The sequence below is a fragment of the Halobellus rufus genome, from assembly GCF_000739575.1.
Lineage (GTDB): Archaea > Halobacteriota > Halobacteria > Halobacteriales > Haloferacaceae > Haloquadratum > Haloquadratum rufum.
This window is the reverse complement of record NZ_BBJO01000044.1, coordinates 25,242-37,120: the sequence shown is the minus strand read 5'-3', so window position 1 is coordinate 37,120 and position 11,879 is coordinate 25,242. Positions and strand designations below refer to the sequence as shown.

The following is an 11,879-nucleotide window of genomic DNA, read 5'->3' as shown; positions in this document are numbered from 1 at the left end:
GTTGGACGTCGTCCTTCGGTATAGGTGATGAGACCAGGGTCCCTGGGTTGATCCTTCCATGGCCGATGAACACGAGACCTCGTAGGTGTATGGTGTCCTGTGGAGGTTGGTGGTAAATTCCGAATCGAATTGTGGACCGGTTGACGAGGGGAAGTCGTCGTTTCCTCGGACATAGAGTGATTGTTGGTGCTTCGTGAGGCGAGCAAGTTCTGCAAGATGATCTGTGTCAGTATCGGCGTTTTTGAAACGTGAAAGGTCGTCGCCGGCATACAGTAGTAGATCTGGAGTTGGTTCTACAGTTTCGAGAATGGTGTAGAGATCGTCAATCGGTTGGGAGCGCCAGTCAGATACGGCGAGAATGTGGGTCATTTTGTATGAGCGTAGTTGAAGTAATATTCCCTATCGATTTAGAGTGCCATAGATCCATTCTCGCCCCCACTAACACCATATTGATTCGATAGGTACAGTACGTAGTTACTTGGGGAGGAGGTGCGGCGGGACTTTGTCCTCGTTAACCCCGATTTCGTGCTCCTCCCCGCAGCTATCGCACCGCATCTGGGCGTAGTAGTCCGGGCTCGAAGCGCCGCCGAAGAACGCGCCGGCTGTCGCACCGAGCCACGCACCGCCTGGGCCAAACGGCGCCCCAGCGAGCGCACCGATACCCGCACCTCCCAGCGACCGCCCCGCCGTTTCTCGAGTGGCTTTCTCGCTGTCCTCAGGGGAGACGATTTCGATCAGCGTCAGTAGTTGTGAATCGCACGTGGGGCAAAGCGCCTGCTGCACCGGTTCAGGAAGATTGCTGTGTGTTGCCATACTGCGATCTAGATTATTGCGCTGTATAACGCTTACGCGGGGTGAATCGTTGAACCCTGTCAGCGCCTAAAAAAACGACAGTCCAACAAATGGAACACTAGGATACCCGTCACTAGTATGAATAGATATCATCTGAAAATTTTTGTTTGCGTGAATCAAGACTCTCTAACTATCATCCGATCACCAGCAGTAGATACGGAACGATACGCATGAGAAATGTCTTACGACAACCATCTTGTCGATTGTTTAGGTATCTCTGATGTCACAGCTAGCGAGCATAAGAGACGTCACAAAAGTATTCACGGACGGTCTCGACGAGGTACGGTGGTGGGTCAGACATCGAAAGTGACGTTGGAAGGTCCTCGGGTGTTGTGCTGAAGACGTAGAGACAAAAGAGCGTGGTCGTCCAAGTAGTCGCGAGCGTGTAGCCAGCGTCGTCTGCGACTTCCTTGATGTCCTCGGCAGGGTTTGCAGAGAGCGTCGCTACGACGACGGTGTGGTAGGTATCGCGAGTCCCGTCGAAGTACGCGACACGCTCGACCTTGCGACAGTGGTCGATGAACGCACGTCGCTGCTCAAACGATGAGGTCATCGTGAGGTGTGGGTTGTGAGATGGTCCAGTCGGTCACGTGTCTTCGAGTTTCTCGAAGGTATCATCGGGATTTTGGTGGGGTTCAGCGCTTGCCTTCACGACGTGCTTGAGGGCACCGCGAACGCTCGCCCCCATATCGTACCAGTCGATGGCGTCTTCGAGCTTCCGGGTGGAGAGCGTCGGCCACATTTCGTTGTCGCGGGTGGCGTTCGCGAACTCGACCATCCGACGGAGGCTGTCTCGGTCGATGCGCTGGCGACTCGTATTGTACTTTTGATCGAGAAAGTCGATCTCGTCCTGGGGGTCCATATAATCGAAGAAGATGGTTTGGAAGCGGTCACGAGTCGCGGCGTTCATCGGTTCGCTCCCTCGGTATTCGCGCGTTGGCGGGTTCATCGTGACGACGATTCGAGCGGCCGGGTGCGGGATGATCTCCTCGCCGGATTCCTTGACGGTGAGGACGTTCTGATTGAGGACCTTCTGGAGCGCCATCATCACGCCCGCCGGCGCGGCGTTCACCTCGTTGATGACGATCGTGTAGCCGTGCTTCATCGCTTTCGTGAGAATGCCGTCGCGGAAGACGACGATGCGATCCTCGTTGACCGTAGAGATACCGAGGAGGTCCTGGGCGAGCATCGAGGCGTCGGCGTCGACGCTGACTAGGACGCGATTTGTCTTATAGTGGAGGTATTTGAGGAGATAGTTCTTCCCGGCGCCGTGAGGGCCGACCAATCGGAGGCCGCGGTTGCCGCGGGCGAGCTTCATCGCAGTCGCCTCAAGCGTGTCGAGCTGGACATCCTCTATCGTCGTCGTCTTCGGCGCGATTACCTCACCGGCCCGCGTGGGCATATCGCGCTTCCGGACGATATGTGGGTGGTCGTTGTCCTCGAGAATGGGGAGCCCGTGGAAGGTTGCCTCTTCGACTGGCATCGAGGGGTCGACGACTGCGAGCGGGTCGCCGACGTCCTGATCGACGTCAGTGATGGAGTAGACGGTCGCCGAGCCGGAGGTGTCATCGCCGAGGCGTTCACGGTATCGAGTGAGGGCGTCTTCGGCGACCTTTGTCTCGACCTGGACGTGCTGGCCGGCCTGCTGGACGATGAGTTGGGCTTTGCTCCCTGTGAGCGTCGGGATATCCGTGAGGTCCTCGGGGTCTGCACGGTGGAGTTCCCCGAACGTGGTGTAGCCCGCGTCGATGAGGTTCTGCTCGACGGTCTCGCCGACGCCGTCCAAGACGGTGAAATCAATACTATCGGCAGAGGCAGTGAGAGCGTCGACGTGTGCGGCGAGTTCGGTCGGGCAGTCGCCTTCTGGGGTAACGCTCGTGATGCGCTGACCGCCGTCGCTGTCGCGGTCGAGCGTGTAGATTCCGTTGCTAGCCCCGTCCTCGACGAGCTGGGTGACGGTGTCGCCATCGAGGTCGAAATAATCGCCGGCGCGGAGGTGAAGTGTCTCGATTGGAAGGTCCCCACCGGTCTCTTTGATAAGGCCGGCAGCGAGGTGGCTGAGGAACCGTTGCTGGTCATCGGTACTCATAGACTGTGGGGCTACTTGTGACATGACTGATCAATCGCGTTCATGGACCGAGGTGCGGGAAAAACGTGCTACGATGAGATCGTAGCAGGGTTGCGGTCGATGTTAAGGTAGGCAGGGAGGCAGTCATCGACGTCGCTCGGCAGACTTCGCCGCGGACCGTCCTTGATGGATCGCGTCCGTATATGTTGTAAATCCGAATTTTCTGAAACCGTCGTTAACGATGGAACAGGATGGTCAAAAGATATCTGCGATGGATTTCAATGTATCACGAGTCCGGTCCCACTCTTCCAATATTTCTCGATGGTGGACATCGAAGGCGGTGAACTTTTGATTGACTGCATCTACGCGGAGTTCAAGTCGGCCCTCCTCAGTGAATTCCTCATTAGGTAACCTACGTTGATTAATGCTGATGAAGAAGGATTGGTAGTGGGACGGACGGATGTCAATACGTTCCAATTCATTGACTTTAAAATCCTTCTCAGATGAACAGAAGGTGTTTTCTGAAGACGGGTCCCCCGAAATCCTATTCTTTTGCATATTAATCGCGTTTCCTTCGATCCAATTGGTGTCTTGGTTCGAAATAGGATCATAGATACGTCCAGTCAGAACTACGTCTTCTGCGGTAGTTCCACCGACATTCCTCAGTTCGGTGGCGATGATGTATGTATCGTCTTCATCGCCTTTGTCTTCTTTAATGTAAAGTTCAGTTGGCTCGAATGAGAGGACGGGTTGCTCGGGGATTTCTCGGAATAGCAGAAGAGACGCATACAGAACTGTTGCTCCAGTGAGAATCGAGTTCTCTGGACTGTAAAGATATCCGGCTGTACCAAGAGCCATCGGTCCGAGAATTGTGAAGAGCCCCTTCTTATCAAGAGTCCACCCGGAAACCTTCGAGATGTAGAGGTTCTTAAGGTGCCTTCGTCTCCGAATTTCAATTTGTCCCCGATCAGTTAGTAGGAAGGCTATTATTGCCCCGCCAAGGAATCCGAGCAGCAGACCGATGCCGTGGCCGAAAATGTTCGTGATGCTTCCGTCTTGAATCCAGTTAATAGGGAAGAGTAGAGGGATGAAGACTACCAGAACAGCCACACAATACGGGACCAAGAGCATCTCCAGCCAGTACTCCCGAGCAGTGGCGATTGGATGGCGTAATGCGTCTAATGAAACCACAAGCGAGAGGGACAGTAGGACACCGAATACTCCGAGGCCAAGCATCTCTAACGTGAGAGACCCGCCACGGATCAGAATCCCTATCATCGACAGAAGCAGGACCGAAGCACCAATCCCGAACGTCTCCTTCCAACTCGCCTGTTCCCAGATAACCTCAAGAACCGCTGCGAAGAGCAGGCCGAATATCGCTGCGATCACCCCGGAAAATCCACGTGTGGCCGCGTTCTCTGCCTGAAGGCCGAATTGAAAATCGCGTAATTCGAGATCGCGATCAACGGTGGGAAAGTCACTAAGAAAACAAGGAGTATCCTGCGGAACACTCGGTGTCTCTTCTGATACGTGAAAAGCACCAGAGTCGGTACAATCCCAGCTATGTACCCCACGAGGTTCGAGAGGAGGTGCCCAAAGTCCAGGTGTACAAATGCTGAGGTCCAGAGCGTGATAATTGAGAACTCACTGTGATCGAATACCATTACGTCTCGGAGCGATTCAGGGAGGAGGAAGTGGATGGCGGCGAGTCCGAGAGGGATAAGTAACGTCAGAATCGTTGTTGTTCGCGTCTTTGAGACCGTATCCGACATTAAATAGCAATATACAGACCCTCTGACTAAAGATTTCTCACACAACGCCAGTACAGTTAATTAGTTCTTAGAGACATTGTCTCGGCTATTTGTGGTTACTTCTATGCTATAATAAACCTCTGTATTAGCTACATCGATTTTATTACACTGAAACTTGCTACGTTGGATGATCTGAGAACTTTGACTGATCCCTATGGAAGAGCGCTTCGCGGGCTACTGATTGAGGGATTCCTGGATGGTGTTCTGGACTCGCTGGGCATCAGTATCTGAGAGGTCGCGCTCAGAGGCGGCTTCGACGCCGGGAATAGCGAATGCCTCACCGAGAGCATCGCTAAGCGTCTGCTGGTCGGGCGCGATACTCGGTTCGTCGTCATCGGCCTGAAGGTCGTGCTCGCGGGCGGCAAGCTGTATAGATTTCCCGGGTGAGAAGAGGATGTCACGGGCGACCTCGTTGTAGGCTTGGAAGGTGTCGGAGGCTCGCGAGCCCTCGAACTCGCCGAGGGCGACGAGAAGCGACAACTGGAGGTTCCAGAGTGTGGGACAGGAATCTGGCATCGCGATGCGCGTAGCTCGAGTACTCGCGCTCTCGGCGTACGTGCTGGGGATTCCGAGATAGACGTAGAAGTCGTCGACGTCGAAGGGGAGTACCTCAAAGTCGATCGCGACCGAGCGGGCGCGAACGAGGACATCGTCGACGGTGGTCGTTCGCGCGTCGAGATCGTCGTAGATGTTCCCCCACCACTCCATGATGGGGACGCGGTCGTGCGCGCGTTCGTGAGCAGCGTTCGTGACATCGCCGACGTGACGCCGTGAGTACCGCTGGCCGACACCGTACATAACCGTCCCCGATCCCGGGAAGAAGAGGAGGGGTTTCGCCCACATCGTCTGGGAGCCGCGGAAGTCGTAGCCGGTCTGGATACCACCGTAGACCGTCACAGTCGCCGTCTCGTCATCTCTGTCATCCTCGTCACTACCGTCGCTCATCGTGGGGTCGACATCGGCGAGCGCATCGTGTTCGCGAATAGCGGCCTTCGTTGAGCCATCCGACTGGCTCATATCGAGTTCACGGCGGAAGTCTGGGAGAATGACGGTAAGCTTCGCGACGCCGCCCCAGTCCCGCATATCCGCCCATCCGAACGCCTCGTCGGCACCGTGCTTTTGGAGCGCCCCCATCAGCGGGAGGTAGGCCTCCTCAGGGTTGATGATCGAGTACGTGGAGGTCGCGATCTGCCAGCGGAACTTGACAGGGTAGCCGAGTGCCGCGAGAGCGAGACGACGGCGGTCGATGATGTCCTGGTGATCGGTGACATCGAGGAGACGGTCACTTGGTGCGTTCGCGGCGAGCTCTTCGACGGACTGGCCAGTTGCGGCTTCGAGGAGATCGGCGTTGAGGCCGTCGACGTCACGAATCTCCTCGGGGTCGACCGTCTCGTCCGCTGGATCGACAAACTCGTTGACAGCGCGGAGTTCGCCGCTGCTGGCCTGCGGAAGCGCCTTGATGACGGCTTTTAGTGAGCGGGCTTCACTCGCGTCCGCGTTGAGGAAGCGGCGGCCAGCGGGCTCGATACCGTCCGGATAGTCGACGGTTGTTGCGTCCGCGGGAGTGAGCCCGAGGAAGGGAAGCGTCTGTTCCTTCGCAATAAGTGATCGGACATCGATACTCTCGTCGACCGCGAAATCACGGTCACTCCGTGGCGTATCGCGGTGCTCTGAACTGGGCTGAGTTTCAGCTGACATCGTGGATGACCTCTAGGATTGAGTTCGACGTGGGGGGGTTATCGCCCGCCTAGTGCGCTGAGGGGCGTTTTCACCGCCCTCTACACTCGATCGGGGGGAAGAAACCCGCCTACGCTGTGCGGTGCTGTGCGAAGGCGGGCGGTGCGGGCGGGGGATCGGTCGGTCGTGGAGCGTCTATGCCTGTTCGGGCTGATGCTCGACGATTTCGTTGTGCTCCAGAGACCGCCGGAGCACGGTACCGTCTTCGAGAACGGCCGCATTCGGATTGCTGACGTCCATAATGCGGTTCTCGAGTGACTTCCGGTTTGCGAGGTTCGTCTTCCGGACGCTCCCCTTCGAAGCGTCCCAGCCTCGGAAGTGCGGGTGGTCGGCTGCCAGCTCGCGAACCGCGGCTTCGCTCTCGCCTTCGATGAAGCACGCAAGCCGCGTCGCGCCTGCGCCGACGTCGGGGAATCGGACTCTGTAGTACATATTTGAATACGCCTCATCTCCCGTAGGTGGAAAGAAACCGGGGTGAGAGGGCCGATCTCGGTCAGTAGGCGGTTCGATTTTTTGTAGGCAGGACGGCAAGCCGAGTCACCCGATGCTTCGATGTTCGCCGCAACTCGTGCAGCGTTGGTCAACCGAACCTGCTGGCGTCGTCGAGGAGGAGAGTTCGCCCCCGCAGTAGGGGCACTCGGCGTCTTCGTCGGGCGTGAGGGGAAGGCCGTCACGACTGACGTTGTCGGCCATAGCCTGCCGGTAGAGTGCGAACGCCTCGGCAAGGTTTCCTGCTGCCCACTCGTCCGTTGGGAGGGCAAGACCTTCGCCGAGAGCGCCGTGCCAGAAGTAGATACGCTCATCAAAACCATAGAGATCGATGGTGAAGACGCGCCACTCAGCGGTTTCCGCGAGCAGAGTGATGTAGTCCTCGTGGAGTGCGTCGACGTGGATGTCCGGGTCAAGCTGGGGGTGGTTTTCGGCGAACGCCGTAACCTCGTCTTCGTTAAGCGGGAGCGGGTGCTCGGTCAGCGCTGTGAAGGTCCGTGGTCTGGTGTCGGTCATACTGAGTTACCTCGTGGGTCATCTGCGATGGCCTGAGAGAAATTCGACGGGATGATGGGGAGTTCTCGTCGTCGGATTCGCACTAGGAACCACGTACGGGAAACCGCCGAGTTACGATCGGACGTCACGGATTCGAGCGGCGAGTTCTCGACGGCGAGTCACGAGTTCGTCTCTAAGCTGGTTTCGCTCGATGGTTTTCACTCTGAGTTCGCGGTGTAGATCCCGCAGCGACCGGCCGGCTGTCGGGGATGGGGAGGGAGCAGACTGATCGGACTCCTCCTCGCGGTCGGAGTCGGCTTCGTATTCGGGGATGTCGGCACCACGAGCGCGGAGTTCCTCGACAGCCTCCCAGAAGTCTTTCCCGGAAGGATACTCGCCGGCAGTTGTGACGATGCCCTCCTCGAGGGCGACAATCTGGAGGGCGTCGAGAACGATGAGTCCGTTCCGATAGATCCAGCCGTCGTCCATCTCGGCGAGACGCGTCCCCGAGTCTGAGTTCGTCCAACAGGGGTTCCGTGATTTCGTGCCGTCACTACGAGTTTCCGTAATTGGCGAGTCGAGGCGGATTTCGGACGGTCGCGTCGTCTCGACCGCCCGGTAGACGTCTTCGATGTTGGTCGTGGACGCTGGCGGTGACCGTTGAGATGGAGGCGACGAGGGGGCCTCAGGCAACGCGTCCGTGGGCGGCTCTGAGACCTCAAATGAGGTATCCGCCTGTGGCTGTGGGGTCGTGAATGCGTCGACAACGTCGTCAATGAACGCTTGCGCCGGGTGCGTTTCGGTGGGCGTCCCGACGAGATGTTGGCCGGACATCGCGACGAAGCGGGCGGAGTCGTAGACTTCGATAGAGGCGTCCGGAAAGGTGTCGTGGGTGGGGAGATCGTCGGCGACGGTCGTGACGTCATCGGGGAGCTGGCCTCGGCAGAGGATGTGGACGCCTGTTCCAGAGGGGGAGACGTCGGCGTACGAGTCTGCAGTCTGCAAGTGCTCGTGGACGACGGGGTGGATAGCGCCAGTTCCCGGATCACGAGCATCGTCGTAGTCGACGACGACGAGGTCTTCGTCGGGGTACTGCTCACGGTTGCGGATGACGTACGCAAGCGCGAAACCGGCGGAGAGCTTCTCGACCCAGTCTTGGGCGGTCTCGAAGTCCGTCCAGACCGTGGGGTTCTGAGCATCGACGTACCGCTCGGGCCAGTCCGGATAGGCGTAGGGCGCTCGTGGGACCTTTCGGTCGTTGTCGGTTGGCTTCCAGGTCAACCACTGGTCGTGGTCACGGCAGTCAGCCGGATAGGTGGCCGTCTCAAGCGCCGGAATCGGAGGGCTCGTGTATGGCATAGTGGGTAAAGTGAAGGATCGGTTCAATCGGTCCGTAGGACAGCACTCGCCGTTCTCGGAGGGGTTAGGGGCGACGATGGTGTTTTCGCGTCTGCGGGAGTAGCGCGGGATAAACCAGTAGCTGAATAGACGATAGTCTGCGGGCGCGACGGTACGGTGATCGTCGTCAGAGACGGGGGCGCGGTGGCTCAGGGATCGAAAACAGAGGCGGCGACGGCTATAGAGATGCGTTCTGAATTGCAATAGCGAAGAATGCCTGTTTGTGCTTGAAGGTCTTCAAAAAGGAGGGCCGTCGCGTTCGAGAGGTCAGGCTTCGACCATCGGGAAACAGGTATCCTGAATGTCGTGGTAGCGGTTGCGGATCGTGACCACGCTCACGTTCGCGGCCTCCGCAAGTTCGGATTGTGTACACGAGTCTCTGGAAGGCGTATTTGAGCGATGCGTGGCGACGTAGAGGGCCGCAGCGGCCATCCCGACGGGGTGCTTCCCAGAGTGAATGCCGGTCTCCATAACATCCTTGAGGAGTTCCGTCGTAAACCGCTTGGTCTCTTGACTGAGATCGAGTTCCGAACAGAGGCGGGAGAGATAGTCTCGTGGATCGGGCGGCGGGACTTCGAGCTCGAGTTCGCGGACGAGATATCGGTAGGTGCGCTTGATACGGATTTTATCGTCGATTCGACTGACCTGCGTGAGGGCTTCGAGATCCTGTGGGAGGCCAGCTTGCCGGATTGCGGCGTAGACGGCGGCAGTCGCGACGCCTTCGTAACTCCGACCGGGAAGGAGGTCCTGATCACTGGCCCGGTGGCAGATGACGGCGGCGATGTCGTGGTCATCGTCGGGGAGATCGAGAGCAGCGGCCATACGCTGGATTTCTGAAAGCATCGCCTTGAGGCCGCGTTCCTTCGAGTTACCGGTCCGGGACCGTTGCTGCCACGTGCGAAGACGGGTCAGTTGCGCTCGCCGATGTGAGGAAATGGTGTTTCCGTGGGCATCCTTGTTGCGCCAGTCGATCTCGGTGCTGAGGCCAAAGTCGTGCTGGGTTGGCGTGAGTGGGGTCCCTGTGTGGGACTTCTGTTCGCGTTCGTCCGCGGAGAAGGCCTGCCAGTCGGGGCCGCGGTCGATCGCATTCTCGGCGACGACGAGTCCACAGTCGCCACACCGAGTTTCTCCATGGACGTGGTCGACGTGAAGATCCCCGTCGCACTCGGGGCACGTAGCGGTCCTAGTAGCGACAGCGGCGTCAGTGGTCTCGGACGGTCCAGTCGTGCGCTCCGAGTCGGATATCTTGCGAGTCCGAACGTGGTTGCTATCGGGAGTGGATGAATCGTTCTCGGTCATAGTGGAGGACGGAGAGGGATCGGTGATGACTCCCGCCACCTCACGTCGGGGGCGAAAAAATGGAACCGAGAGGTAAGGCGGTAGACGTGGGTGTAGGATAGGGGGGACACCCCGGATACCGAGTGAAAATCACCAGGTGCTCAGCGGGAAGTTGAGGACGAGGAGTCCGAGCGAAGGAAGGACTTGAGACGGTCGAGACGCCCACCCGAGTCGTCGGCTGTGGAGAACTCGAGATTGCCATCCTCGTCAGCGTGGGTGTCGGCGACATACTCAACGATCGCGACGAGCGTTTGTTCATCCAGGATGTCGACGAGCGTGTCAGTGTCGAGGGCACGGACTTGGACTTCGGCGTCGTTCTCGAGGGCGTCTTCGAGTTGGGAGTTACGGACGTGGATACGCCGAAGTTTCTTTGTTCGCTCATCGAGTTCGGCTTCGAGTTCGTCTATCCGCTCCTCTCGAGCTTCGAGTTCGGCTTCAAGACGGTCGATTTCTGCCTTGTAGAGTGATTCTGCGCCCTCGCCGCGTCGGGGAGAATCGCGGCCACGCGTCCGACCGCTGCTGTGGGATGACCCCAGGTCGGTCGGTGATGAACTGCCCGTCGCCTGGGCGTCGGCGTCGCGGTCAGGAGTGTAGTCGGGGGCAGAGTCGGGAGCAGGCGACCAGTCGCTTGCCGATGGGGCGGCCTCCGACTTGTCCTCCTCGTACTCGGGGATGTGCGCGCCGCGAGCACGAAGCTCGTCGACGGCCTCCCAGAAGTCCTCCCCAGAGGGATAATCTCGTTCGTCAGTAATGATGCCTTCCTCAAGGGCGACGACTTGGAGAGCGTCGAGGCCGATGAGACCATCGCGGTACACCCAGCCTTCATCGAGCTGTGCGAGGCGCGTGCCAGACGAAGAGTTCGCCCAGGATGGATCCAGTGACTGCGTACCGTCAGCGCGCTCCTCAGTGACAGTCGAGCGGAGGCTGATGTCTCTCGGTCGGACGTGCTGGATGGCGTCAAAGACGTCCTGAATGTCGCTCGTGGTCTCGACGTCTTCGATGTCCTCGCGAGTGGTATCCGGTTCAAAGGCGACTTCGTCGGGGGTCGCTGCGGAGACGGTCGCATAGTCCTCGACGAGCCCATCAAGGAAGGTCCGGCAGTCGCGCGTCTCGGTGGGTGTACCGGCGATGTGTCTACCGGTCATCGTGATGAAACGCGCGGACTCGTAGACCTCGATCGACGCCCCGGGAAAGGCCTCGTGTTCGGAGAGGTCGTCAGAGATGGTCTTGACGCGCTCGGGGAGCTGACCGCGGCAGAGGATGTGAACACCTGTTCCAGACGGAGAGACATCGGCGTAGGAATCGGCGTCAGCAAGGTGATCATGGACGAGGGGATGGATTTCACCCGTGTCGGGGTCGCGGGTGTCGTCGTAGTCGATGACGACGAGGTCGGTCTCGAAGTCGTTGCGGTCGGGAATAACATACGCAAGTTGGTGATGGGGGAGTTTATCCGCCCACTCTGCTGCGGTCTCGAAGTCCGTCCAGATGGTTGGGTCCTGCGCGGAGACGTACCGATCTGGCTGGTTTGAGTTGTGGTAGGGTGCGCGGGGAATCTTGCGGCCGTCATCGGCTTCCTTCCAGGTCAGCCATCGTGAGACCTTCATACGGTCCTCGGGATAGACGCCTGACTCGGTCGGTGGGGCGGGGAGATCGCTCGCCATAAGCAGTCAACTCGCCAGAATATATGCAGT

General features: G+C 58.5%; 12 protein-coding genes. All 12 read right to left on the bottom strand.

Features of this window, described 5'->3' with window-relative positions; all coding sequences use genetic code 11:
• On the bottom strand, nucleotides 1-369 hold a 369-nt coding region (locus tag ACP99_RS21050), incomplete at its 3' end, for a metallophosphoesterase (RefSeq protein ID WP_231554322.1).
• A 105-nt stretch (nucleotides 370-474) separates the two neighbouring features.
• Nucleotides 475-813 carry a hypothetical protein gene (locus ACP99_RS16125; RefSeq protein WP_156105779.1) on the bottom strand — a complete coding sequence of 113 codons (339 nt, stop codon included), beginning with the start codon at nucleotides 811-813 and terminating at the stop codon, nucleotides 475-477.
• 268 nt (nucleotides 814-1,081) lie between these two features.
• Nucleotides 1,082-1,405 carry a hypothetical protein gene (locus ACP99_RS16120; protein ID WP_049987579.1) on the bottom strand — a complete coding sequence of 108 codons (324 nt, stop codon included), beginning with the start codon at nucleotides 1,403-1,405 and terminating at the stop codon, nucleotides 1,082-1,084.
• 33 nt (nucleotides 1,406-1,438) lie between these two features.
• Nucleotides 1,439-2,941, bottom strand: coding sequence for a helix-hairpin-helix domain-containing protein (locus tag ACP99_RS16115; protein ID WP_049987578.1), 1,503 nt, complete (start codon nucleotides 2,939-2,941; stop codon nucleotides 1,439-1,441).
• Nucleotides 2,942-3,175: 234 nt separating this feature from the next.
• Complete coding sequence (locus tag ACP99_RS16110) at nucleotides 3,176-4,309, bottom strand: hypothetical protein (protein WP_049987577.1); 1,134 nt, start codon at nucleotides 4,307-4,309, stop codon at nucleotides 3,176-3,178.
• The gene (locus tag ACP99_RS16105; RefSeq protein WP_156105778.1) at nucleotides 4,306-4,692 is read right to left on the bottom strand and encodes a hypothetical protein; all 387 of its coding nucleotides are present in this window, start codon (nucleotides 4,690-4,692) and stop codon (nucleotides 4,306-4,308) included. The genes ACP99_RS16110 and ACP99_RS16105 overlap by 4 nt, the downstream gene beginning before the upstream one ends.
• Before the next feature lie 213 nt (nucleotides 4,693-4,905).
• Nucleotides 4,906-6,429, bottom strand: a complete 1,524-nt coding sequence (locus ACP99_RS16100) for a hypothetical protein (RefSeq protein ID WP_049987575.1) — start codon at nucleotides 6,427-6,429, stop codon at nucleotides 4,906-4,908.
• A gap of 174 nt (nucleotides 6,430-6,603) precedes the next feature.
• Entirely contained in the window at nucleotides 6,604-6,900 is a 297-nt protein-coding gene (locus ACP99_RS16095; RefSeq protein WP_049987574.1) for a hypothetical protein, read from the bottom strand.
• 105 nt (nucleotides 6,901-7,005) lie between these two features.
• On the bottom strand, nucleotides 7,006-7,473 hold the full coding sequence (locus tag ACP99_RS16090) for a hypothetical protein (RefSeq protein ID WP_049987573.1): 468 nt from the start codon (nucleotides 7,471-7,473) through the stop codon (nucleotides 7,006-7,008).
• A gap of 111 nt (nucleotides 7,474-7,584) precedes the next feature.
• Nucleotides 7,585-8,811 (bottom strand): hypothetical protein, encoded by a 1,227-nt coding sequence (locus ACP99_RS16085; protein ID WP_156105777.1) that lies wholly within the window; start codon nucleotides 8,809-8,811, stop codon nucleotides 7,585-7,587.
• Between the two features lie 306 nt (nucleotides 8,812-9,117).
• On the bottom strand, nucleotides 9,118-10,149 hold the full coding sequence (locus tag ACP99_RS16080) for a transcription initiation factor IIB (protein ID WP_049987571.1): 1,032 nt from the start codon (nucleotides 10,147-10,149) through the stop codon (nucleotides 9,118-9,120).
• Nucleotides 10,150-10,289: 140 nt separating this feature from the next.
• Complete coding sequence (locus ACP99_RS16075) at nucleotides 10,290-11,792, bottom strand: hypothetical protein (RefSeq protein ID WP_049987570.1); 1,503 nt, start codon at nucleotides 11,790-11,792, stop codon at nucleotides 10,290-10,292.
• Between the last annotated feature and the right edge of the window lie 87 nt (nucleotides 11,793-11,879).